Origin of the sequence: Glaciecola punicea (genome assembly GCF_001756615.1) — a bacterium.
Lineage (GTDB): Bacteria > Pseudomonadota > Gammaproteobacteria > Enterobacterales > Alteromonadaceae > Glaciecola > Glaciecola punicea.
In genome coordinates this window covers 404,128-429,436 of the sequence record NZ_LZXY01000001.1, presented here as the reverse complement: position 1 = coordinate 429,436, position 25,309 = coordinate 404,128, and the positions used below count along the sequence as shown (strand labels likewise).

The 25,309-nt window shown below is 42.9% G+C and carries 21 protein-coding genes; 15 read left to right on the top strand and 6 right to left on the bottom strand.

Annotated elements, in window-relative coordinates:
• The first annotated feature begins 8 nt into the window (after window positions 1-8).
• Window positions 9-476, top strand: a complete 468-nt coding sequence (locus BAE46_RS15165; RefSeq protein WP_006004142.1) for a DUF2919 family protein — start codon at window positions 9-11, stop codon at window positions 474-476.
• Between the two features lie 348 nt (window positions 477-824).
• Here BAE46_RS15165 and BAE46_RS01960 read toward each other — a convergent pair whose 3' ends face one another.
• Window positions 825-1,190, bottom strand: coding sequence for a RidA family protein (locus BAE46_RS01960; protein WP_006004138.1), 366 nt, complete (start codon window positions 1,188-1,190; stop codon window positions 825-827).
• 337 nt (window positions 1,191-1,527) lie between these two features.
• Here BAE46_RS01960 and BAE46_RS01955 point away from each other — a divergent pair, with 337 nt between their 5' ends.
• Window positions 1,528-2,181, top strand: coding sequence for a hypothetical protein (locus tag BAE46_RS01955; RefSeq protein ID WP_070111637.1), 654 nt, complete (start codon window positions 1,528-1,530; stop codon window positions 2,179-2,181).
• A gap of 37 nt (window positions 2,182-2,218) precedes the next feature.
• On the opposite strand, the gene tcdA is transcribed toward BAE46_RS01955, so the two are convergent.
• Window positions 2,219-3,016: a tRNA cyclic N6-threonylcarbamoyladenosine(37) synthase TcdA gene (tcdA, locus tag BAE46_RS01950; protein WP_006004133.1), complete on the bottom strand. Its 798-nt coding sequence runs from the start codon at window positions 3,014-3,016 to the stop codon at window positions 2,219-2,221.
• 173 nt (window positions 3,017-3,189) lie between these two features.
• Here tcdA and BAE46_RS01945 point away from each other — a divergent pair, with 173 nt between their 5' ends.
• Window positions 3,190-4,644 (top strand): phosphohexomutase domain-containing protein, encoded by a 1,455-nt coding sequence (locus tag BAE46_RS01945; protein ID WP_006004126.1) that lies wholly within the window; start codon window positions 3,190-3,192, stop codon window positions 4,642-4,644.
• Window positions 4,645-4,760: 116 nt separating this feature from the next.
• Here the strand turns inward: BAE46_RS01945 and BAE46_RS01940 are convergent, their stop codons facing one another.
• Together BAE46_RS01940 and BAE46_RS01935 are read right to left on the bottom strand one after the other, a co-directional pair.
• Window positions 4,761-5,177: a DUF3429 domain-containing protein gene (locus BAE46_RS01940; RefSeq protein WP_006004124.1), complete on the bottom strand. Its 417-nt coding sequence runs from the start codon at window positions 5,175-5,177 to the stop codon at window positions 4,761-4,763.
• 111 nt (window positions 5,178-5,288) lie between these two features.
• Window positions 5,289-6,569 carry a citrate synthase gene (locus BAE46_RS01935; protein WP_006004122.1) on the bottom strand — a complete coding sequence of 427 codons (1,281 nt, stop codon included), beginning with the start codon at window positions 6,567-6,569 and terminating at the stop codon, window positions 5,289-5,291.
• Between the two features lie 612 nt (window positions 6,570-7,181).
• Between BAE46_RS01935 and sdhC the strand changes: the two genes are divergently transcribed.
• The 8 genes from sdhC (at window position 7,182) to sucD (ending at window position 17,148) form a co-directional block, all read left to right on the top strand.
• Window positions 7,182-7,556 (top strand): succinate dehydrogenase, cytochrome b556 subunit, encoded by a 375-nt coding sequence (gene sdhC, locus BAE46_RS01930; RefSeq protein WP_006004118.1) that lies wholly within the window; start codon window positions 7,182-7,184, stop codon window positions 7,554-7,556.
• Window positions 7,550-7,897 carry a succinate dehydrogenase, hydrophobic membrane anchor protein gene (sdhD, locus tag BAE46_RS01925; RefSeq protein WP_006004116.1) on the top strand — a complete coding sequence of 116 codons (348 nt, stop codon included), beginning with the start codon at window positions 7,550-7,552 and terminating at the stop codon, window positions 7,895-7,897. Before sdhC ends, sdhD begins: the two co-directional genes overlap by 7 nt.
• Before the next feature lies 1 nt (window position 7,898).
• Complete coding sequence (sdhA, locus tag BAE46_RS01920; protein ID WP_006004114.1) at window positions 7,899-9,671, top strand: succinate dehydrogenase flavoprotein subunit; 1,773 nt, start codon at window positions 7,899-7,901, stop codon at window positions 9,669-9,671.
• 14 nt (window positions 9,672-9,685) lie between these two features.
• Window positions 9,686-10,396 carry a succinate dehydrogenase iron-sulfur subunit gene (locus tag BAE46_RS01915; protein WP_040520328.1) on the top strand — a complete coding sequence of 237 codons (711 nt, stop codon included), beginning with the start codon at window positions 9,686-9,688 and terminating at the stop codon, window positions 10,394-10,396.
• Window positions 10,397-10,578: 182 nt separating this feature from the next.
• Window positions 10,579-13,413, top strand: a complete 2,835-nt coding sequence (locus BAE46_RS01910) for a 2-oxoglutarate dehydrogenase E1 component (protein WP_006004110.1) — start codon at window positions 10,579-10,581, stop codon at window positions 13,411-13,413.
• 1 nt (window position 13,414) lies between these two features.
• Window positions 13,415-14,926 (top strand): 2-oxoglutarate dehydrogenase complex dihydrolipoyllysine-residue succinyltransferase, encoded by a 1,512-nt coding sequence (gene odhB / locus BAE46_RS01905; protein WP_070111636.1) that lies wholly within the window; start codon window positions 13,415-13,417, stop codon window positions 14,924-14,926.
• A gap of 183 nt (window positions 14,927-15,109) precedes the next feature.
• Window positions 15,110-16,279 carry an ADP-forming succinate--CoA ligase subunit beta gene (gene sucC / locus BAE46_RS01900; RefSeq protein WP_006004103.1) on the top strand — a complete coding sequence of 390 codons (1,170 nt, stop codon included), beginning with the start codon at window positions 15,110-15,112 and terminating at the stop codon, window positions 16,277-16,279.
• Window positions 16,276-17,148, top strand: coding sequence for a succinate--CoA ligase subunit alpha (gene sucD / locus BAE46_RS01895; protein ID WP_040520326.1), 873 nt, complete (start codon window positions 16,276-16,278; stop codon window positions 17,146-17,148). Before sucC ends, sucD begins: the two co-directional genes overlap by 4 nt.
• An 88-nt stretch (window positions 17,149-17,236) precedes the next feature.
• Here sucD and BAE46_RS01890 read toward each other — a convergent pair whose 3' ends face one another.
• Complete coding sequence (locus tag BAE46_RS01890; RefSeq protein ID WP_006004098.1) at window positions 17,237-18,544, bottom strand: mechanosensitive ion channel family protein; 1,308 nt, start codon at window positions 18,542-18,544, stop codon at window positions 17,237-17,239.
• 193 nt (window positions 18,545-18,737) lie between these two features.
• Between BAE46_RS01890 and hrpB the strand changes: the two genes are divergently transcribed.
• The 3 genes from hrpB (at window position 18,738) to BAE46_RS01875 (ending at window position 22,762) form a co-directional block, all read left to right on the top strand.
• Window positions 18,738-21,281, top strand: a complete 2,544-nt coding sequence (hrpB, locus tag BAE46_RS01885; RefSeq protein ID WP_070111635.1) for an ATP-dependent helicase HrpB — start codon at window positions 18,738-18,740, stop codon at window positions 21,279-21,281.
• A gap of 65 nt (window positions 21,282-21,346) precedes the next feature.
• On the top strand, window positions 21,347-22,132 hold the full coding sequence (locus BAE46_RS01880) for a 3-hydroxybutyrate dehydrogenase (protein WP_070111634.1): 786 nt from the start codon (window positions 21,347-21,349) through the stop codon (window positions 22,130-22,132).
• 72 nt (window positions 22,133-22,204) lie between these two features.
• Complete coding sequence (locus BAE46_RS01875) at window positions 22,205-22,762, top strand: YbhB/YbcL family Raf kinase inhibitor-like protein (protein ID WP_070111633.1); 558 nt, start codon at window positions 22,205-22,207, stop codon at window positions 22,760-22,762.
• Between the two features lie 127 nt (window positions 22,763-22,889).
• On the opposite strand, the gene BAE46_RS01870 is transcribed toward BAE46_RS01875, so the two are convergent.
• Window positions 22,890-23,360, bottom strand: coding sequence for an FKBP-type peptidyl-prolyl cis-trans isomerase (locus BAE46_RS01870; protein WP_070111668.1), 471 nt, complete (start codon window positions 23,358-23,360; stop codon window positions 22,890-22,892).
• A 241-nt stretch (window positions 23,361-23,601) separates the two neighbouring features.
• Here BAE46_RS01870 and glnS point away from each other — a divergent pair, with 241 nt between their 5' ends.
• Window positions 23,602-25,257, top strand: a complete 1,656-nt coding sequence (gene glnS, locus BAE46_RS01865; RefSeq protein WP_070111632.1) for a glutamine--tRNA ligase — start codon at window positions 23,602-23,604, stop codon at window positions 25,255-25,257.
• Window positions 25,258-25,309: the final 52 nt, after the last annotated feature.

Here is a 25,309-nt window from a genome sequence, read left to right as displayed (position 1 = left end):
TATGCCCTATGAAGCTAAAATACCCATTGCATTACTATGACGAAGCAGGGCGGTTGAAGCCGCCCATTTTTGTCTACATATTATTGTTATTTGTATGTAGAGGATTCATCGTTCTAATAATTTCTTTGTCGTTTAGAGAAGACAGTGAAAGATTATTACGCATTTTCTATCCCTTACCCTACCATTTTTACTTATCGTTCACGCCTATATTGCCAGCTTTACTTGCACTTTACTTGGTGAGTAAGCGAACAATACTATGGCATAACGGGCACCACTTATGGTTTAGATGGTTAGGCTTGTACTTGTACTGCGCACTTCTGTTTGATGCGGCTATTCAGCTATATATGCTTCAGGAAATTAACTTTGTGTATTCGATAACGCATGGAATATCGCTACTCATGATATTTTGTGGCCTAATCTACCTGAGGCAAAGCCGCTATATTGTGCATCTGATTAAAGATTGGACTTCACCTTAGCGCATTTACTTAGTCTTACTAACAGCATTTCAAAAAGACTGCGCCTATATAAGCGCCATAAATGTTACTAAGAGTGAACACCGCTTTGTCCTCTAAAGCCAGCGCTTTGAACGTGTCTAAATAATTTTCGATAGTAATATCAACTATCGCTAAACTTTCTATTGAACAGTCCAAATCGAGGTCGAAGTGTTATTTAGTGGCCAGCACGGCATTACTGGCAATGTTTTGCATGAACTTTTGAAGTTGTACCTTATTCATTTATGTGTATTTACTTATGAATGATGTTTATTACGGTAATGCAATTTAGCAGTGTTGTAAAATATGTTCGTAAATTTGAAATGCCACCCACTATTGTTGGTCTTTAATTTGCGCCGCCACGACCGATATTTCAACGAGCAGCTCTGGCCTTGCCATCGACGCCTGCACACACGCTCTGGCCGGGGCATATCCTTCAGGTACCCAGCTGTCCCAGATCTTATTCATGGCAGCAAAGTCTTGCATATCTTTTATGTAAATTGTGGCTGATAGGATATGTTGACGATCGCTGCCAGCGTCTATTAGTAAAGTATCTACTTTTTCTAGCATGGTATGAGTCTGTTCTTCGATGTCTTTATTTGCGTCAGCGGCAACCTGACCACATAAATACACGGTTGATTGGTGAATAACAATTCTACTCATACGCTGCTTAGTTTCTTTTCGTTTAATGTTTGCCATTGTTTCCCTTTATAATTAATGCTAAAAAAATTAAGAATAACAGTCCTTTGTTTTTAAGTCTCGATTGTTTAAATAAAGCCGCGCATAGCCCATCCAATGCCACTATACATTTTGCGTTAATGTGATACTTTGTAAAGTGTGAGATTTGCTGCTTTTATTATAAATTAAAGAACTATAGTAGCCGCTCCAAATTATTAACGATATAAAGTGTCAACGCTTTTTTCAACTGCAATATTGCTAGTTTGCGCCTTATATTAAAAAGTGGTAACCAAGTTATTTAATCCAATACTAAAGATCTTGAGTACTTTTAGTTAAGCTTTAATTAATAAGTTAAAATATGAGATATGCATCAATACTTCCTATTAGCGCACTACTGGCGCTGTCCCTCATTGCTTTATTAGTCAAGTTTGGTGTTATTCCTCCGGGTTTGGAGCTGCTTGAGTGGATGAAATCGTCATTTACTGAGGGTGTTTTTTGGCTAGTTTTTTTAATTATTCTGCTTGAGTCTATCATTTACGTTGGCTTCTATTTTCCCGGTCAATTTTTTGCGGTGCTTATTGTTGTAGGGGCTAATCCTAGTGCAAAAGATATCGGCTCGCTCACGTTTGCGATGGTTGCAGCCGCAACGGTGGGTAGTATTATTAACTTTATGTTGGGGCGATACTCTAAGGGCGATAAAAGTGCGATCCTTAAAGGTGACGGCATGCCGATTAAACTATCGCGACTACTGCTGGCGATGATCCATATTAATTCCCTGGCTTTTTTTATGTTTGCACAAGGCGCGCGAAAAAAATCAATAAAAGTAGTGGCGTTTGCGGGCTTATTTAACTTGCCGTACTATTTATTGCTTATTGCTGGCACAGCCGTACTCAGTGAGCAAGTAATGGCTATGGCAGAGAATACCTATATGCTGTTTGGTGTTATCTGCGTTTGGTTAATTGTGACGCTTTATTTGGATGTCAAAAAACATAAAGCAGGCAAGCTTGCCTAAATGGCTAACTTAACGCGCGCACAAGGTTAATATAAAACTAGCATTTCGACGCTATGCAAATTTTACTGTTGACAATGTAATCAACAGCGCGACTCGCGGCAACGAGCCCAAAACTTGCGGTAACGCCCACAAAAGCACCAAAACCAGTGCTGCAGTCCATTTTATTTGCGCCGTCGCTGCGCTGCTTTTGTTGGGTGATGCCGCCTGTCTCAGTTGGATATTTCAACTGCTCAGTCGAGTATATGCACTCAACGCCAAAATTTCGCTTAGGGTTTTGACTGAAATTATAAAATCGGCGTAAATCAGAGCGCACTTTTGCTAGCAAAGGATCTTGTATTGTCTTAGCTAAATCACCCCTCGTAATTTTCAAAGGATCGCACTGGCCCCCAGCGGCGCCTAAGCATATTACTTTAATCTTTTGACGTTTACAGTGTGCAACTATTGCCGCTTTGGCCTTGACGCTATCGGCGGCATCAATTACCACGTCAAATTCTGAATTAATATAGTCTCTTACATTGTCAGGGGTGACAAAATCTTCAATAAGCTGTGTTTGACAATCAGGGTTAATATCGTGAATCCGTGCCGCCATTATCTCAATTTTACTTTGATTTAGGGTAGAGTCCAAAGCGTGAATTTGTCTGTTCACGTTGCTAATAGAAACATCGTCTAAGTCAATTAAGGTCAGTTGATTTATCCCTGAGCGCGCCAGTGCTTCTGCTATCCAAGAGCCAACACCGCCGATACCAATGACACATACATTGGCTTTTTGCAGTTTATCTAGGCCTTGGATTGAATATAACCGGGCAAGACCAGAAAAACGTTGCTGATAAGACATACTGCTCCTAGGGAACTAACGATACAGTTGATATTAAACATTATATTATCAGCTTTTGCTGCGCTTATGTATGGCTAAAGCCGTTTGAAAAAAGGCAAAACAATTTGCAACACACTGCTATCTTTTTTAGTATGGCAACAACCTATTATCTGCACGTTTAAAAGAAGTCCTTAATGACCCCAATTACCTGTTTTAAAGCCTATGATATACGCGGTGAATTGCTCACTCAGCTCGATGAAAAGGTAGCCTATAGAGTAGGGCGTGCGTTTGCTGAAAATTTACAAGCAAAGACGGTCGTGGTCGGCAGTGATGCACGCAAAACATCCTTGCCACTAAAGTTAGCGTTAAGTGCGGGTATTATCGACGGCGGTGCAAAAGTATTTGATATTGGTAGTGCAGGCACAGAAGAAATCTATTTTGCCACCAAGCACCTTGGCGTTGATGGTGGCATAGAAGTTACCGCGAGTCACAACCCGATTAATTATAATGGTCTAAAGATGGTCAAGGCGGGCTCAGTGCCCATCAGCGGTGACAGTGGCTTAAACGCTATAAAAGTGTTAGCCGAGAAATACGACGAGGTGCTTGTACATAAGCAATTGATGCATTTTTGTGCAAATGGCTTAGTCAACAATGAAGATTTTTTAAAAGGTGCTCATTCCGTAAAGCAGATCGTGCTGCTAGCAAGTAAACAATACGAGCGTGTAAGTTGCGTGAATGATTACGTGCTGCACTTAAACGAATACATCGATATATCTGCTATTACGCCGCTCAAACTTGTGGTCAACTCGGGCAATGGCAGTGCAGGGCATATAATAGACGCGCTTGAGCTGTTTTTTACGCATCAAAATGTGCCTATTGAGTTTATAAAAGTACATCATAATCCAGATGGAGACTTTCCAAACGGTATTCCAAACCCCTTGTTGCCTGAAAACAGAGTTGATACTGCTGAGGCTGTTATTAAGCACAAAGCTGACATGGGCATTGCGTGGGACGGTGACTTTGACCGTTGTTTCTTATTCGACGAAACCGGCGCATTTATTGAAGGTTATTATATTGTGGGTCTGCTCGCAAAAGCTTTCTTAGATAAAAATAAGGGCGCTAAGATAATTTATGATCCAAGAGTATTTTGGAACACCGAAGATATTATTAAAGCCGCTGGTGGAAAAGCGATAAAATCGAAAACAGGCCACGCTTTTATAAAAGAGCGTATGCGCAAAGAAGATGCAGTATACGGGGGGGAAATGAGTGCTCATCATTATTTCAGAGACTTTGCCTACTGTGATTCAGGCATGATCCCATGGCTGTTGGTCGCAGAACTACTGTGCAAAGCAAAGTTGCCTTTATCATCACTTGTGAAAGCGCGCATTGCCAAATTCCCATCATCGGGAGAAATTAACTATGTGGTAAAAGACGCGGGAGCCACAATAAAGAAAATAATTATTCACTATGAAGATAAAGCTGATGTGATTGATAGAACAGACGGTATTGGCATGGAGTTTGGTAGCTGGCGCTTTAATTTGCGTAAGTCTAACACTGAATCTGTCATTCGATTGAATGTGGAAAGCAGGCAGAATAAAGCGCTAATGGAGGAAAAAACCAAAGAGTTAGCTGCGCTTATTATTGATTAGACTGCGTGCGTTATGTCATTTAATACGCCTAACAAAGATATGTCTATTTTACTAATATAAAGGGTATGGCTGTTTGCCTCATCAAAGCGGATTAACAGATATACCCACTGACTATCCTAATTATACGCCATAAACAAATGACTAAGCACCACTACGGTCGTTAGTTGCATGCGCATTTTTGTGTAATCCATCAAAATATCTTTTTCCAACGCCAGTACGTACTTATCATAAAGCAAAATACCTATGTAGCTAAGCGACAACACACTTAATAACATAGTGCCATCCAAAAACATTAGCGATAGCCAAGCAACAATACTGGGCAGCATAGATACGAACAATTGATGGTCCTTGCGCCTATTCTGAATGGCGTCAAGCCAGTGAATACCGCCAAAAAACGACAATATAATAGCCGAATATTGGACGAAATGTAGGTAGCCTAAGTAAGCATCTACAAGCCCAATCATTACCAGTATTGGCATGCTTACAAAGGGTATTAGCCCAGCGTAGCCTAAATATTTAGTGGTTTTATGCATATTTGCCCCTACTTTTATGTCGATTTACGTCTTGACCAATTAGTTTCGCTTGTAGAGGTTAAGACACAAAAAAATGACGCATAAGCGCCATTTTCATTGATTTAAGCCAGTTTACTTAGTAATCGGGCTATAATTGCGTTTGCTATGACCTGTGTATAACTGACGCGGACGGCCAATTTTTTGACCCGGCTGGCTTAACATTTCATGCCAGTGAGAAATCCACCCGACCGTTCTTGCCAATGCAAATATACAAGTAAACATATTAGTAGGAATGCCAATTGCGCTTAGCACTATGCCAGAATAGAAATCTACATTTGGAAAAAGTTTCTTTTCTACAAAGTAAGGATCACTCAAGGCGATACGCTCTAGCTCCATTGCTACTTGTAGCAATGGATTTTTAACATTCATTTCAGCTAATACTTCATGACAGCTTTCGCGCATAACGGTGGCGCGTGGGTCATGATTTTTATAAACGCGGTGGCCAAAGCCCATTAATCTGAAGGGGTCATCTTTGTCTTTTGCACGGGCGACAAACTCAGGGATACGGTCAACCGTGCCAATTTCTTCAAGCATTTTCAAGCATGCTTCATTTGCACCCCCATGCGCTGGTCCCCATAACGAAGCAACGCCTGCAGCAATACACGCGTATGGGTTTGCGCCAGAAGAACCCGCTAATCTTACCGTAGAAGTAGAGGCGTTTTGTTCGTGATCAGCATGCAAAATAAATATTCTATCCATGGCGCGTTCAACCGTGGGGCTTATTTTATACTCTTCCGCGGGTACCGAAAACATCATGTTCAAAAAGTTAGCAGCGTAGCTTAAATCGTTACGCGGATAAACGAAGGGTTGACCCACATTGTATTTGTAGCACATGGCTACAAGCGTTGGCATTTTGGCGATTAGACGATGCGCCGAGCGTACACGTTGCTCAGGATCTTTTACATCTAAGTCGCTGTGATAAAAAGATGACATTGCGCCTACGGTCCCGCATAGCATAGCCATGGGGTGAGCGTCGTTTCTAAAGCCGTGAAAAAACATATTTAATTGCTCATGCACCATAGTATGGCGAGTAATGGTGTCTTGAAACTCTAGAAATTCTTCAGCGTTGGGCGTCGCGTCATGCAGCAGCATATGGCACACTTCTAAGTAGCTTGAATGCCTGGCTAAGTCTTCAATTGAGTAGCCACGATGCAGAAGAATACCTTTAGCGCCGTCAATAAACGTAATAGATGATTCACATGAGCCTGTCGCCATAAAACCCGGGTCGAATGTGAAGTATCCGCTGGCGCCCAATTTTCTGATGTCAATGACAGAGTGTCCTTCGGTACCCTCCAAAATTGGGAATTCAACTTCTATTTCACCCGCTTTCAAGGTGGCGGTCTTTGTAGACATGAATATCTCTCCTATGTGTAAAGTATCCGAGTAAACGGAAAAAGTGAATAATTCGTTCACTTGTTATCAATATAGCTAATAGTAGCATAGCAAAAAGTGCCGACATTCTTAACCTAATACCTAAGTAAGTCAATTTAAATGCTTATTTGTCCAAGGTATCGCCGGCAAAAGATTGTTATTTTGAACGCGCTGTTGTAACCAGTTATATTGCTATCATTACGTCTATTCGGACTATAAACAATAGTTTACGACCATAGTACTAAGAGCCAAGTAAACATTGCTATTAAGCACCTAGATTGATATATTTATGAGTGCTGAAACTCAAGAAATAGATGTTAACTATACACCTATTTTTTGTTTACACATCATTTACACATCGTTTACACACATGGCGAAAACTTAATGTGTATTAAAATAATAATTCAGCATAATGGCCTAGACTATTTCACATTTAAAGAGTTTGGCCAGTAACAAACCTCAACACAGAACACCAAATAGGTGTAAACAGCTTGCCGCTGCTTGCACTTAAACGGTTAGGTAAACACACAACAATTGCGGTTATGTAGTCTTAAACAGGGCGGTGATCGTACACTAAAAAATAGGTTATTTATTGTGAAAAAGCAAAGACCAGTCAATCTAGATTTAACCACAATCGAATTGCCAGCTGCCGGTAAAGCGTCTATCTTGCATCGAGTTACTGGCGTCGCCATGTTCTTCGCGCTCGTTTTCGTCATTTGGGCATGGGCTACATCTTTGGGTTCTGAAGCTGATTTTCAGATGGTAAAAGACGTACTAAACGGACCTTTCGGGTACGTTGTTGCATTAGGTACATTGTCTGCACTTTCGTTCCATTTACTTGGTGGCATTCGCCACGTTATTATGGACATGGGGTATTGGGAAGAACTACATTCTGGAAACCTTAGTGCTAATATTGCTATTGGCGGGTGGATTGTACTAACCGTCGTTTTAGGAGTGATATTATGGTAACTAATCAAGCGTCAATGAAACGCAACGGTATACAAGACTACGTGACGCTTAGAGCGTCCGCAGCAGTAATATCGGCGTTCACTATTTTTATGGTGTACTTTTTTATTGCCACTCCCGAAATCACTTATACTGTATGGCAGGGTTTATTTGCCTCAATATATATGAAAGCATTTACCTTGATTACTTTGCTGGCTATTTTGATGCATGTTCGTATTGGTCTTTGGCAAGTGCTAACTGATTATGTTAAACCGCACAATTTGCGCATGGGTTTGCAATTTGTACTTAATTTAATGGCCTTCGCTTACGTAGCGGTTGGTCTGTTTGTTTTATGGGGTGTTTAGAATGAGTTTACCTGTTCATGAATTTGATACAGTAGTTATAGGTGCTGGTGGCGCAGGCATGCGTGCAGCACTGCAGATAACAGAGTCTGGGCGTTCGTGCGCACTCCTGTCAAAAGTATTTCCAACCCGTTCTCACACAGTTTCGGCACAAGGCGGCATTACCGTTGCGCTTGGTAATTCTCATGAAGACAATTGGGAATGGCATATGTATGACACTGTTAAAGGTTCTGACTTCATTGGCGATCAAGAGGCCATTGAATATATGTGTAAAACCGGACCTGAAGCCATTATTGAAATGGAGAACATGGGCTTACCATTTTCACGCACCGAAGAGGGAAAAGTATATCAGCGTCCATTCGGCGGTCAATCCAGAAACTTTGGGGGCGAGCAAGCCGCCAGAACAGCTGCTGCTGCAGATAGAACTGGCCATGCTTTACTGCATTTGTTATATCAGCAAAACATTAAAAATAAGACAAACATATTTTCTGAATGGTATGCATTAGACCTAGTAAAAAATCAACAAGGCCAAGTAGTTGGCTGCACCGCAATTGACATTGAAACAGGCGAAGTTGTTTATTTCAAATCTAAAGCCGTCGTATTAGCTACCGGCGGTGCGGGTCGTATATATGCATCTACTACTAATGCGCACATTAACACGGGTGATGGCGTGGGCATGGCTGTTCGTGCCGGTGTTCCGCTGCAAGACATGGAAATGTGGCAGTTTCACCCTACTGGTATAGCCGGTGCAGGAACGTTGGTAACCGAAGGTTGCCGTGGTGAAGGTGGCTATTTGTTAAATAAAGACGGCGAGCGCTTCATGGAGCGCTACGCGCCAAATGCTAAAGACTTAGCAGGACGTGATGTTGTGGCTCGTTCAATGATGACCGAAATCCGTGAAGGACGTGGCTGTGATGGTCCATGGGGTCCTCACCTAAAACTCAAGTTAGACCATTTGGGTAAAGATGTATTAGAGTCGCGCTTGCCTGGTATTTTGGAACTCTCGAGAACTTTTGCGCACGTCGATCCAGTGAAAGAGCCTATTCCCGTTATACCCACATGTCATTACATGATGGGTGGTATTCCAACTAACGTCGATGGTCAAGTAATAAATATTGATAAAAATGGTAAAGAAACGCCTATGGAAGGTCTGTTTGCCTGCGGTGAGATAGCCTGCGTGTCTGTTCACGGCGCAAACCGTTTAGGCGGAAACTCCTTACTCGATTTAGTTGTGTTTGGCCGCGCTACAGGCCTGCATCTAGGCAAGAGTATCGACGATATTCAAATTAAGTCAGAAGCCTCTACTTCAGATATTGATGCCGCCATGGCAAGATTTAACAGATGGGAATCTTCTGAAAAAGGCAAGGGTGAAAGCCCAGCGCAAATCAAGAAAGATATGCAGCAGTGCATGCAGCTCAATTTCTCTGTTTTTAGGGAAGGGGACGCAATGGCTGAAGGCCTTAAAGAGTTATCAGAAATACGCGAACGTTTGCAACACGCTAGTTTGAATGATAAAAGTGCTGATTTTAACACCGCTCGTATTGAGTGCTTAGAGCTAGACAACCTCATGGAAACTGCTTACAGCACCGCCGTTGCGGCAAACTTTAGAACAGAAAGTCGAGGTGCACACAGTCGCTTCGATTTCCCTGACCGCGACGATGAAAATTGGTTGTGCCACTCAGTTTACGTGCCAGATGGTGATACCATGCTGAAACGTGAAGTGAACATGGCGCCCAAGCTTAGAGAGGCATTCCCTCCTAAAGCCCGTACATATTAATAGGAGTATTAATGATGGAATTAAAATTTTCGATTTATCGCTATAATCCAGAAGTGGATGATGCGCCTAAAATGGTCGACTATGCTCTTGCGGTAGAAGAAGGCCAAGATATGATGGTACTTGATGCACTCATCGCCCTTAAAGAGAAAGACGCTACCTTGTCATTTCGTCGCTCATGCAGAGAAGGCGTTTGCGGTTCTGACGGCATGAACATGAACGGTAAGAATGGTTTAGCGTGTATCACGCCCGTCTCTTCTCTAGGCAAAGGTAAAATAATTGTACGTCCACTGCCTGGTTTACCGGTGGTAAGAGACTTAGTTGTAGACATGACTCAGTTTTATACACAATATGAAAAGATTAAACCTTTCCTTATTAATGACGACAAACAACCACCGTCGCGTGAATTCATTCAAATGCCTGAAGAACGCGCGAAACTGGACGGTTTATATGAGTGTATCTTGTGTGCATGTTGTTCTTCATCATGCCCGTCGTTTTGGTGGAACCCTGATAAGTTTATTGGTCCGGCCGGCTTGCTTCACGCATATCGCTTTCTTATCGATAGCCGTGACACAGCCACCGAAGAACGCTTGAGTGACTTAGATGACGCTTTTAGTGTTTTTAGATGCCATGGCATTATGAACTGTGTTAGTGTTTGTCCCAAGGGCTTAAACCCTACCAAAGCTATCGGAAAAATAAAATCAATGTTATTACAACGTGCTGTTTAATGGGCAAGTAAATTGACCAGCAACGTTCATTTAATATAGACAAAGCTCAAATAGCTATCCAGCAGTGGATAGCTTTTTTTTTGTAAATAAAGTGAAAAATACTAAGACTTTGGTTATAGAAGATTTATTTTAGATACTACTTAGAATACAATACCAACAATTATTTAAATCAAGGCTAAATGATGCACAATAGCGTGATGAAGGCATGGTGGGACTCCTCGCATATGGCAGGTTCCAACGCTGCTTATGTTGAAGAATTATATGAAACCTATCTTGAAAACCCCCTTAATGTCTCAGACAGTTGGAAAGCAATCTTTGACGAACTGCCTAAAGTGGAAGGTGTGACAGTTGAAGCCAACCATACAAGTATTCGCGACAGCTTTAGAAAGATGGCGGCGCTTGGGCCTTCTGCTCGTATGGGTGCACCCCCACCAAGCGCTGGCGACTCTTCGGGCGATGTTAAGCAGGTTAAAGTGCTTCAGCTTATCAACGCTTACCGTTTCAGGGGCCACCAGCACGCTAATTTGGACCCACTTGGACTTTGGAAGCAAGAACGCGTAAGAGATTTAGAGCTTTCCTTTCACAACTTATCAGAAGCTGACTTCGACGTTATTTATAGTCTGGGCTCTTATGCCGTTGGCAAAGAAAAAATGCCACTGGGCGAACTATTCAAATCACTTAACCACACTTACTGTGGTTCAATTGGTTCTGAATATATGCACATTACCGACACTGAGCAAAAACGCTGGATTCAGCACTACCTTGAATCAGTTGAAGCAAAGCCAACCTTTGATCGCAATGCAAAATTAAAAATATTGAAAGGACTTGTTGCCGCCGACGGTATGGAAAAGTACTTAGGCAATAAATTTACCGGTGCTAAGCGTTTCAGCCTCGAAGGCGGCGATGCGCTTGTGCCAATGTTGAAAGGACTTATTTGTGCGGCAGGAGAGTCGGGCGCAAAAGAAGTTGTGTTGGGTATGGCTCACCGAGGTCGCTTGAATGTTTTAGTGAACGTACTGGGCAAAAATCCATCGGTGTTGTTTGATGAGTTTGCTGGTAAACACGACGGTACTTTAGGCGCTGGCGATGTTAAATACCATGCGGGTTTCTCTTCAGATTTCGCTACCGACGGTGGCAATGTGCATTTAGCATTGGCGTTTAACCCCTCTCATTTAGAAATTGTGAATCCGGTAGTAATGGGCTCTGTTAGGGCCAGGCAAGCACGACGCAACTGCGTTAACGGTTCAGCCGTAGTACCTATCACCATTCACGGTGACGCGGCTATTGTTGGTCAAGGCGTGGTGCAGGAAACGTTCAATATGTCCCAAACTAGAGGGTTCTCTGTAGGTGGCACGGTACGTATCGTTATTAATAACCAAGTAGGCTTTACTACCTCAAAAATAGAAGATGCAAGATCAACCCAATATTGTACTGATATTGCAAAAATGGTGCAGGCGCCAATCTTTCACGTTAATGCCGACGATCCAGAAGCCGTTTCGTTTGTGACAAAACTAGCCTTAGATTATAGAAATACATTTAAGCGTGATGTGGTGATTGATTTAGTTTGTTACCGTCGCCACGGTCACAATGAAGCTGATGAGCCAAGCGCAACCCAACCGCTCATGTATAAAAAGATTAAGAAGCATCCAGTAGCCAGACAAATATACGCTGATCAACTTATTGCTCAAGGCATTATAGAGAAGTATGAAGTAGAAAAAATGATTTCGGATTACCGAGCAGCTCTCGACCACGGAGCATGTGTGGTTGAAGAATGGCGTCCAATGACAGCGCATTCTGTAGATTGGTCTCCATATCTGGGCCATGATTGGGATGTTGATTACGATGGTAGTGTTAGCAAAGAGCGGCTAGTAGAGCTAGGGCAATCTATCACTAGCTTTCCAGAAAGTCATATACTACATTCAAGAATAAATAAACTATATAACGATCGCGTTTCGATGATAAAGGGTGAGCGCATGATCGACTGGGGCATGGCAGAAAACCTAGCCTATGCAACTATTCTCGATTATGGCAGCGATATACGCTTTACTGGGCAAGATTCTGGAAGAGGCACTTTCTTCCATCGCCATTCTGTTTTACACAATCAAACTGATGCCTCTACCTATATTCCTTTGCAGCACTTGCGTGCTGGGCAAGGAGAAATAGAAATATACGATTCAGTCTTGTCTGAAGCTGCGGTAATGGCATTTGAATATGGGTTTGCGACTGCAGAACCAGGCACATTGACTATTTGGGAAGCTCAGTTTGGCGATTTTGCAAACGGTGCTCAGGTGGTGTTTGACCAATTCTTAAGTTCAGGAGAAGCTAAGTGGGGACGTTTATGCGGTCTAACGGTTTTATTACCGCACGGTTACGAAGGCCAAGGCCCTGAACACAGTTCAGCGCGCTTAGAAAGGTTCTTGCAGCTTTGTGCAGATCATAATTGGCAGGTGTGCGTGCCTTCTACGCCCGCACAAGTTTATAATATGCTGCGTAGACAAGCGGTACGCCCAATGCGTAAACCGCTTATTGTAATGTCACCAAAATCTTTACTGCGCCATCCTCTTGCAGTGTCTAGTATAGACGACTTAAGCACCGGTATCTTCTATAATGTTATTGACGAAATAGACGAACTTACTCTTGAAAAAGTAAGCCGAGTGGTGATGTGCTCTGGAAAGGTTTATTATGACCTGTTAGAACAACGACGCGAAAATGAATTAAATAATGTTGCTATCGTAAGAATAGAACAGTTATACCCGTTCCCAAGCAAGGAGTTGGAAGCAGTTGCGACTAAGTATGCACATGTGAGTGACTGGGTTTGGTGTCAAGAAGAGCCGCAAAATCAAGGCGCTTGGTATAGCAGTCAGCATCATTTTAGAAATACGATCCCGCAAGGCGCAACACTTGCATATGCTGGGCGTGAGGCATCAGCTTCGCCTGCGGTAGGTTACATAACTGTTCACAATCAGCAGCAAAAAGCACTGGTTGAAAACGCACTTATCATTAAACAAGGAACCTAAGATGGCACATGAAATAAAAGTTCCCGTATTACCGGAATCAGTTGCTGATGCAAGCATTGCAACTTGGCATGTTAAAGCTGGCGATACGGTAACGCGAGATCAAAATCTGGTAGATATTGAAACAGATAAAGTGGTTTTAGAAGTGGTTTCACCAGCTGACGGAGTACTTGGCGAAATTCTGTGCCCCGAAGGCGAAACTGTATTAGGTGAGCAATTACTGGCAACCGTTTCTGAAGGGGCAGTATCAAATACGGGTAATACAGCAACTGCACCTGCCGCGCCTGTTTCAAGCGCACCATCTGGTAAAGTGCAAGATATTAATGTTCCCGTGTTGCCCGAGTCTGTTGCCGACGCTAGCATTGCCACTTGGCATGTGCAGCCCGGTGAAGCAGTTAAGCGCGACCAGAATTTAGTCGACATTGAAACCGACAAAGTGGTGCTTGAAGTAGTGGCACCTGATGACGGCTCAATTAGCGAAATTATTGCCCAGGAAGGCGCAACGGTAATCGCAGAACAGCTTATTGCTAAGTTTGTAAGCGGCGCAATTAGCGACGCAAAAAGTGCAGCTTCAGCAAAGTCTGAAACACAAAAGTCAGAAACACAAAAGACTGACACAGATACCCTAAGTCCGTCTGTTCGTCGTCTATTGGCCGAAAAAGATATCGAACCTAGCAGCGTTAAAGGCACAGGCAAAGGTGGACGCGTAACAAAAGAAGACGTAGAGCACCATGTAAAAGCAGCGCCGGCTAAGACTAGTAATGCACCAAACACGAGTGCTTCGCCAGCGGCAGAGCCAAGCCTTGCACAAGGCGAAAGGTCTGAAAAACGTGTACCGATGACACGTCTACGCAAAACAATCGCAAAACGTTTATTACAAGCCAAGAATGACACCGCTATGTTGACCACGTTTAACGAAGTTAACATGAAACCTATCATGGACTTGCGCAAGCAATATCAAGATAGCTTTGAAAAGCGTCACGGTATACGTTTAGGCTTTATGTCATTTTATGTAAAAGCGGTCACCGAGGCGCTTAAACGCTTCCCAGAAGTTAACGCGTCAATTGACGGTGATGACATTGTTTATCATAACTATTTTGACATATCCATCGCGGTGTCAACGCCACGTGGACTTGTCACGCCTATACTAAAAGATACCGACACACTGGGTATGGCCGCCATAGAAAAAGGCATTAGAGAACTAGCGCTCAAAGGCCGTGATGGCAAACTTGCGCTAAGTGAGCTCCAAGGCGGTAACTTTACGATCACCAACGGTGGTGTGTTTGGTTCACTATTATCTACGCCTATCATTAATCCTCCACAAAGTGCGATATTGGGCATGCATAAAATCCAAGATCGCCCTATGGCCGTGAACGGCAAAGTAGAAATACTGCCTATGATGTATTTAGCCTTGTCTTACGACCACAGAATAGTAGACGGTAAAGAATCAGTTGGTTTCTTAGTCACGATCAAAGAAATGTTAGAAGATCCAACGCGTTTATTGCTAGACGTGTAAAAATAGCCACAAGCAAAATATTCTGCAGTTCAGCTATAGTTTAGCGTAAAAATCTGCAGCATACGGCTTGTATGGCCAATAAGAACGCCGAACAAGTTATTGCTTTTGTGATATCCTTCGGCGCTGTTTTAAGCGGGTATGTTCACGCATTCTCAATCAATCAAGACAATCGGATAAATAACCATGAATTTGCATGAATATCAGGGTAAGCAGTTATTTAAAGAGTACGGTTTACCCGTTTCTGATGGATACGCTGTCGATACACCACAGGCAGCTGTTGAAGCAGCTGGTCGCATTGGCGGCAGCGAATGGGTAGTCAAGTGTCAAGTGCACGCAGGCGGACGCGGTAAAGCGGGCGGCGTTAAGCTAGTTAAGACCAAAGAAGAAATCAGAGCATTTGCTGAACTTTGGCTTGGCAAAAACCTAGTAACTTATCAAACTGACGAAAAAGGCCAGCCAGTTAGTCGTATTTTGGTAGAGTCATGTACAGACATAGCGCAAGAGCTGTATTTAGGTGCGGTTGTTGATCGTACTTCACGTAAAATTGTGTTTATGGCATCTACAGAAGGTGGCGTAGAAATTGAAACGGTTGCTGAACACACGCCAGAAAAAATTCTTAAAGCTGAAATTGATCCGCTGGTCGGCGCTCAGCCTTTCCAAGCACGTCAAATTGCATTTAAACTTGGCCTTAAAGGCGTTCAAGTTAAGCAGTTTACACAAATATTTATTGGCCTAGCCAAAATGTTTGAAGATTTAGACTTAGCGCTAATCGAAGTTAATCCATTGGTGATCAAAAAAGATGGTAACTTGCATTGCTTAGACGCTAAATTAGCAATAGATAGTAACGCAATGTATCGTCAGCCTAAAGTACGCGACATGCACGATCCTTCACAAGAAGACGCGCGTGAAGCACAAGCGGCTCAGTGGGAACTGAACTATGTTGCATTAGATGGTAATATTGGCTGTATGGTAAATGGCGCAGGTCTTGCTATGGGTACTATGGACATTGTTAAACTTCACGGCGGCAACCCAGCTAACTTTCTAGACGTTGGCGGCGGTGCTACTAAAGAGCGTGTCACCGAAGCATTCAAAATTATCTTGTCTGACAGTAACGTAAAAGCGGTACTGGTTAACATTTTTGGTGGCATTGTACGCTGTGACATGATTGCCGAAGGTATTATAGGCGCGGTTGAAGAAGTAGGCGTAAATGTACCCGTCGTAGTAAGACTAGAGGGCAACAACGCCGAGTTAGGCACTCAAAAACTAAAAGAGTGTGGACTAAATATTATTGCGGCGACTAGTTTGAGCGACGCTGCTCAAAAAGTGGTTGATGCAGCCGGAGGTGCACAGTGAGCGTCTTAATTAACAAAGATACAAAAGTTATCTGCCAAGGATTCACTGGCGGACAAGGTACGTTCCATTCAGAGCAAGCTATAGAGTATGGAACAAAAATGGTCGGCGGCGTCACACCTGGTAAAGGCGGTACAACCCACCTAGGTTTGCCAGTATTTGATACCGTGGCTGACGCAGTTAAAGAAACAGGCGCAACGGCTTCTGTGATTTACGTACCGGCACCATTTTGTAAAGATTCAATCATTGAAGCAGCCGACGCTGGAATTGAGCTGATTGTATGCATTACAGAAGGTATTCCAACTATCGACATGTTATACGTGAAAGAGTACATTTCGCGTAAAGGCGTGACCATGATAGGACCAAACTGCCCAGGCGTAATTACCCCTGGAGAATGCAAGATTGGTATCATGCCTGGTCACATTCACATGCCTGGCAAAGTAGGCATTGTTTCACGCTCGGGTACACTTACCTATGAAGCCGTTAAGCAAACTACCGATGAAGGCTTTGGTCAATCTACTTGTGTAGGTATTGGCGGCGACCCAATTCCGGGTGCTAGCTTTATTGACATTCTAGCGCTGTTTGAAAAAGATCCTGCTACACAAGCCATCGTGATGATTGGTGAAATCGGCGGTAACGCTGAGGAAGAAGCGGCGCAATATATCAAAGAGCATGTCACTAAACCTGTCGTTTCTTACATTGCCGGTGTAACTGCGCCAGCTGGAAAGCGTATGGGCCATGCCGGCGCAATTATTGCGGGCGGTAAAGGTACAGCCGATGAAAAATTCAAGGCTTTAGAAGCGGCTGGTGTTAAAACGGTTCGCTCTCTTGCTGAGATTGGCAAAGGTTTACGCGAAATTACTGGTTGGTAATCAGGCGTTTATTTTGCTAAATAAAAATCCGTCTTATGGCGGATTTTTTGTGGGTGACAGACAGGATAAATAACCTAGGGTAAACGGATTAGCCTGCCGGTTTATGCTCAGGATTTAAAATACGCACCTCTCTTTGCGGGAAGGGTATTTCAATATTGTGTTTACGCAAGGTTTCAAAAATAATCAGCATTAAATCACCGCCTACACGATTTTTCCCATCGTCTATGCCGATCATCCAAAACTCAACAAACATATTGATGCCCGAGTCTCCAAAGCTTTCAATCTCGCAGTCTGGGCGCTCCTCTAACGCTACTTCATCTCCGCTTAGGACCTGCGGATGCTCAGCTACGGCTTCTTTAATATATTCCACCATGGCGCGAACATCGGTAGCGTAAGGCACGGAAAATTCGACTTTGTAGCGCTGCTTTGGATCTTTATGCGACCAGTTAACCAATAAATCTGATATAAACATTTCGTTGGGCACAAGTAAGTCTTTACCGTCATACGTCTCTAACACGGTATAACGCATTCTAAACTCGCGCACAAAGCCGGTTTGACCATTATCAAGCTCAACATAGTCTCCAATGGTGAGCGACTTATCTAATAATATAATAATACCCGACACAAAGTTTGAAGCAATAGACTGCAGACCCAAACCAATGCCTACCCCCAGTGCGCCGCCAAAAACAGCTAGCGTAGTCAGGTTTATGCCCATTACATTGAGTAGCAACAACACAATGATACAAAACAGCGAGACTTCAAATAACTTGGTGAATACCTCGCGCGTGGGGACATCCAAAGCAAGCTGTTTTTTGATAATCGCCTTGCCAAAATTATTCGATACTCTACCTAACCAAAATAGCAGTAGGCCAAATATTAATACCCGTAAAAATCCATACGCAGATATATTGACATTACCTGCTTCTATTGAAATATCTTTTAATATCAAAATAAGCGGGTTGAGTAGCTCAACAACATGCAAAAATAGAATGGGTAAACCAATCCACTTAAATAGGTGAGCAGCAAAAGGGCTGGTTACAAAAGTAGTAATGGCAGAATAGAAGAATAATAAAACGGCTACGGCTAATATAAAGCGAATAAACCAGGAGTCGTAGCCTAAGGTCATTACCACTTGGTAGGCTATTTTTATGAAAAACAGACCCAGTAGGGGCGCTAAAATAATGCCGATGTTAAAGGCTAATTTTCGTAAAGGGTGTGAATTCTCGTCGGATTTTAAATGTAAGGCGCTAATGTTTCGTTTAATATATAAAGCAATTACATAGGCAAGAGAATATAGCGACGCTACCACTACAAACTGAATATAGGTTTGCGGTTCATTTAAGGCGGTCACAATAATGCGACTGAGTTCATTGAAGGTTTCAGATAAGTGATTCATGCGGTAACATCAGTGTCGTTATATTTTTTATCCTTATAAGGTACTAAAAATTCACACTAAGGCATAATGATTTCTGATGGTCTTTGTTAATTATTAAACTAGCATAGATTTCACATACACCTAAACCGACGTGATTTGACACTTAGCTCACATCAGCCCGCACCCTAACGTTAACTATAGATTTATCCCTTATATGATCCCCTTGCCAATTGAAACTATTACACCTGAGTTACTAAGCCTTATACAAGAGAATGACTGTATTTTATCGGCTCCACCGGGCGCGGGAAAGTCAACTTACCTGCCGCTTCAGTTATTGTCATTGGCCTATTTTTCGAATAAGAAGATTTTGCTGCTACAACCTCGACAAGTCGCAGTGCGATCTATTGCCAATTTTTTAGCGTTGAGTTTAGGTGAAAAAGTGGGCCGCAGCATTGGCTATCAAATGCGGGGAGAATCGGCACTAAGTGATAAAACGCGTCTATGCGTGATCACCGAAGGCTTGTTAGTTGCAAAGATACAAAGCGATCCTGAACTGAATGACGTTGGCTTAATTATATTTGATGAATTTCATGAGCGTAGCGTGCAGTCTGATATAGCGCTTGGCCTTTGTTTAGAAATACAAAGTGCGCTGCGACCCGATCTTAGGCTGTTAGTAATGTCGGCCACCCTAAATGTAGCCGACCTTAGCACGTTAATGCCAAAAGCCCGTCAGCTTTCATCAAGCGGCAGAACCTATCCGATAGACTATATTTATAAGCCTATATCGGCTTTTAGCAAGCTGCAGCGCTCACACAATAACCCCAATAATCAATTGATAAACGCTGTGGTAAACACAGTTGCGCAAGCTCATCACGATCATAGTGGCAACATATTAGTGTTTTTACCGGGCGCGGCAATAATAAACAAAGTACAAAGTGCGCTTGAAAGACTTAGCTTAAGCGATACTTTAATTGCCCCATTATATGGCGCTTTGACGACAACGCAGCAAAAACAGGCCATTGATATACCGCCAGGTAACAAGCGCAAAATCGTACTGGCAACTAACATTGCTGAAACGAGTTTAACTATAAACGGCGTGAACATTGTGATTGATAGCGGGCGCGAAAAAGCACAGCGATTTATAGTGTCCAGAAAATTGCACCAGCTATCTGAGCAAATGATATCAAAAGCGTCGAGTATTCAGCGAGCAGGGCGTGCGGGTAGACAGCAAGCGGGTGTTTGCTATCGATTATGGTCGCAAGAACAGCAGCAGTTTTTGCAAGAAAACGCACCTGCACAAATTACGCAGGTTGATATTAGTCAAACCTTACTTACCTTGCTCCAATGGGGAACCGATTTTACCCAATTGCCGCTCATTGATAAACCCAGTGAGGCGCAAATAGATTACGCTTTTAGGTTATTAAAGCAGCTTGGTTTCTTGAATCAAGCTGGTCACATTAGGGCAAGCACAAAGCTTGCGTATCAATTTAATACGGAACCAAGATTAGCGCGCATGTTGGTGATTGCAAGTACCCAAAACTGCGAAGATCAAAAAATACTAAGTGCAGTCTTAGTCGCGTTAATAGAGGGTAAACCCTTAGGCCAAATGCTAGGTAGCAACGATATTGTTTTTCAATGTCGCTATGTGCTAACACAGCTAAATAATAAAACCTTACATAAGGGGATGTTTGAGTTAAACAAAGATATAAGTCGAATTGCAAAACAACTTGGGATCAAACATGTAAACAATGCCCTGTTAGAAAGCTTATTAAAAGGTCCGGATTTAGCGCAAGAAATTGCCAACATTTTATTGGCCGCGTATCCAGATAAAATCGGGCGTAAACGAGACAAAGTGGGCTTTTCTATTGCCGATGGCACCGGTGCAGAGCTCATGCAAAATGATGAAGACATTCATGCGCAGTGGATCATCTGCACGCAAACCCAGATTACGCATAAAACAAATGCCATGGTGCGTCAGTATTGCGAATTATCAGGCAGTGCTTTAAACGCGTTTTTAGATAAAAATACGCATAGCGAAAAGCAGCAGTATTGGGATAACGCATTAGACAAAGTAGTGTGTCGGCAAGTTGCTAGGGTAGGCGCCATCGAAATATCTAACCAGGTGTGTTCCTTTAGCGCCGACTATGAAACAACAGCATTACTTCTTAAGCAAATTAGGAAAAAAGGACTGATCGTATTGCTAGGTAAAGCAAATGTACTTTTATCAAGAATGAAATTGCTAGAAGCACTCGACAACAATGCTAGCAAAGATAGTCAAGGCATTTCGCAATCGTCTCTAATGGACTCGATGGAAACATGGTTAGTGCCTTATCTCAACAAGGTCAATACGTGGCAGCAGTTAGTTGAGCTTAATTGGCTTGATATTGTGCGCGCAAGCTTAAGCTATGCTCAGCTTGTGTATTTAGATGAGTATTTCCCGCTGACGTTCATGGCCCCTACTGGCAATAGGCATAGCCTTGATTACAGCGAGCAAGGTAAAGTAAGCTTGGCTATTCGCATACAAGAGCTATATGGACTTAACACCCATCCTAGAGTGGGAAGAAATAGCTTTCCTATTACACTTTCACTGCTGTCTCCGGCGCATAGCTTAATTCAAAAAACCGCCGATTTACCCACATTTTGGTCAGGTAGTTATCGCGAAGTGCAAAAAGACATGAAAGGGCGATACCCACGCCACTATTGGCCTGAAGATCCAGAAAGTGCGGTGCCTACTACTAAAACGAAAAAGAAAATGTAGCAGTTGCGTCGCGTTAGCATGTGGTTTACTCTTTCCTAATAATTACAATTAAAAAGAAAAGTATCATGGCATTTGAAATTTCACTTGCAGGCAAAACCGCCGTTATCACAGGTTCTAATTCAGGCATTGGATTAGGCATTGCATGGGAGTTGGCGCGCGCTGGCGCCGATGTGGTGTTAAACTCATTTTCTAACAGTGAAGAAGATCATGCACATGCCGCTGAAATAGCAAAAGCGACCGGCACCAAGACTCGCTATATTCAGGCGGATATGTCAAAAGGTGAGCAATGCCGACAGTTGATTAAAGATGCGGGTAAATGCGATATTCTGGTAAATAATGCCGGTATTCAGCACGTTTCCCCTATTCCCGAGTTTCCAGTAGATAAATGGGACGCGATTATCGCTATTAATATGTCCTCCGCCTTTCATACTACCGCGATTGCACTGCCAATGATGCGCAGGGCCGGGTGGGGTCGTGTTATTAATATATCATCAGCTCATGGCTTAACTGCATCGCCCTTTAAAGCAGCTTATATAGCGGCTAAGCACGGGGTTATTGGCCTAACTAAAACCACAGCACTAGAAACAGCCCAAGAACATATCACCGCAAACGCCATTTGCCCGGGCTACGTGCTCACCCCTATAGTAGAAAAGCAAATTCCCGACACCATGAAAGAATACAATATGAGCCGCGAAGAAGTCATTCAAAACGTGATGCTTAAACGTCAACCTTCAAAAGAATTCGCAACAACCCAGCAGTTAGGCGGCACGGCTGTGTTTTTGTGTTCAGATGCAGCGGCGCAAATTACGGGCACTAGTATAAGCGTTGACGGCGGATGGACGGCGCTATGAGTATCAAAAAGATAAAGAATGAAGCTGCGCTGCTTAATATTGAGATAAACATCATTACGGAGATATATTAATATGAACCTTTTTACTAAAAGTCTGGTTTTTGCATCATCTATATTGTTGTCAGCGTCGGTTTTTGCTGAGACATTTACATTGACCAGCACAGATATTAAGTCGGGCGAGTTTATGAATAAAGCGCAGGAGTTTAACGGCTTTGGGTGCGATGGCGCAAACATCTCACCGCAGCTATCTTGGACCGGAGCGCCTGAGGGTACAAAAGCCTTTGCCGTATTTGCTTACGACCTAGATGCGCCCACTGGCAGTGGTTGGTGGCATTGGCAACTTGTAAATATAGACAGAAATGTTAATTCTTTAGCCGCCGGTGTAGAGATTTCGAATGATCAAAAGGCACTGCAGGGCGTTACTCAAATAAAGAATGACTATGGCCAGAACGTTTACGGCGGCGCTTGCCCTCCCGTTGGCAAGGCCGCTCATCGATACCAATTCACGGTGTATGCACTGTCTCAAAAGCTAGACTTGCCGCAAGACCCTTCCGGTGCGCTTACGGGCTTTATGGTGAAATCAAATTCGCTTGCATCAGCCACAATAGAAGCGCTGTACGAACGTAAATAAGTGCTATAGGTAAGGCTAACATATAATGCAAAACGCCCGCAGAGCAATAATTATTCAGGCGTTTTTTGTTGCGATTAATGAAAATGGAGTAGGCGCGCCTGTTTTGCATATAAACCTAATCAAATTTTTATTTAATTTCTAGCAGTTCTACTTCAAAAATTAATAGCGATCCAGGAGTTATATTCCCTGTTGCTGAATTTCCATAGCCCAGTTTAGGCGGTATAAAAAACTTAAACTTGTCACCCACGACCATTAATTGCACACCTTCAGTCCAGCCGCTTATAACTTGGTTTAACGGAAAACTGATGGCTTGACCTCTATCTACCGAGCTGTCAAATACAGTACCGTCAATCAAAGTGCCATGATAATGCACTTTTACCGTTGAACGCGCGTCTGGATGGGTGCTGCCAGCGCCTTTTTGTAAAACTTGGTACTGCAAACCAGAAGCGGTTTCTACAATATCGGCATTCGCTTTGTTTTCAATCAAAAAATCCTTGCCAACAGTAATATTTTCGAGCGCCAACTTTTTATTGCTGGAGCTTCTTGTAAAATAGAACACTGCTAAGGCAACAACGACAGCTAAAATAATATACTTCATAACAAGTCCTGCTTGTAACACTTCGCTGTATTCTAACACTCGTAGCTTTGAGTGATAAACCTATATTCCTCTTTTTCGATCTTCGGCACTTCTTAACAGCCATAAAAAAGCGCAATGTGTTTTTCTTAGTCAATCCACACAGCTTTCAAACACAAAAACTAACAAGCTATTATGCTTATAGCAAGGTAGTGGTATACTCGCGTGATACTCCTAAATACTTACACAAAAGGAAGATGCCTTTATGGCCGAGAGAGACCGCCGTGCGACCAACTTCATTCGCCAAATAATAGATAAAGATCTAGCTGCAGGCATCCACACTAATATTGTGACGCGTTTTCCGCCAGAGCCAAATGGTTTTCTTCATATAGGTCATGCAAAGTCTATCTGCCTTAACTTTGGGATTGCACAAGACTATCATGGCAGCTGCAACCTGCGCTTTGATGATACAAACCCTGCCAAAGAAAATATTGATTATGTTAACGCGATAAAAAAAGATGTGTCCTGGTTAGGTTTTACTTGGCACAACGAAGCACGTTATTCGTCAGACTATTTTGATTTGCTATATGGTTTTGCGCTTGAACTAATTGAGAAAGGCTTAGCCTATGTAGACTTTAGTGAGCAAAAAGCAGTGCGAGAAATGCGCGGTACCTTAAAGCAGCCGGGCACAAACAGCCCTTATAGAGACACCAACGTTGCTGAAAACCTTATCCATTTTGAAAAAATGCGACAAGGTGACTATAAAGAAGGTCAGTGCAGCTTACGCGCCAAAATAGACATGGCATCAAATTTTATGTGTATGCGCGATCCTATTATTTATCGCGTAAGATTTGTACACCATCATCAAACCGGTGACAAGTGGTGTATTTATCCCATGTATGACTTTACGCACTGCATTAGTGACGCCATTGAGGGTATTACGCATTCATTGTGCACCTTAGAGTTTCAAGATAATCGCCGTTTATACGATTGGGTTATTGAAAATATAAGCATAGAATGTGTGCCGCGTCAGTATGAATTTAGTCGTTTGAACTTAGAATATACGGTCTTAAGTAAGCGCCGATTGATCCAACTAGTTGACGAAAACCATGTGCAGGGCTGGGATGATCCCCGAATGCCTACTATTGCAGGTTTAAGACGACGCGGCTATACCCCCGATTCAATCGTCGAATTTTGCAAGCGCATTGGCGTAACAAAAGTGGATAACATGGTTGAAATGAGCATGCTAGAAGCCTGCATTCGCGAGGAGCTAAACGACAGTGCGCCACGAAGAATGGCGGTACTTGACCCGATAAAAATCATCATTGAAAATTATCCAGACGATAAAGTTGAGCTCCTACAGGCACCAAATCATCCAAACAAACCTGAAATGGGAACGCGTGAAGTGCCGTTTACACGTGAATTATTTATCGAAGCAGAAGACTTTAAAGAAGCGGCGAATAAAAAATTCAAGCGTTTAGTTATCGGCAAAGAAGTAAGACTTAGAAATGCTTACTTCATAAAAGCTGAGCGTTTTGATCAAGACGCCCATGGCAATGTGACCTGCGTGTACTGCACATTTGATGACAGCACGCTCGGAAATGATCCACAAGATGGCCGTAAAGCCAAAGGCGTGATCCATTGGGTAAGTGCGACAAAAGGACTTAAGGCTAAAGTATGTTTGTATGATCGCTTGTTCACAGTGCCCAATCCAGGGGCACAGGATGACTTTTCGCAGAGTATTAATCCTGAGTCTTTAATAGAAAAACAGGCGGTTGTAGAGCCCGCCTTAATGCTTGGTGAGCAAGGCCAAGGTTTTCAGTTTGAGCGCGTTGGTTATTTCAGCATTGATGGCAGCAGTAGCCAAAACAGTTTAGTGTTCAACCGCACAGTTGGTTTGCGCGATAGCTGGCAAAATTAACACATGTTGTAAATTTATATAAAACAGCCACTTAAGTGGCTGTTTTGCTTAG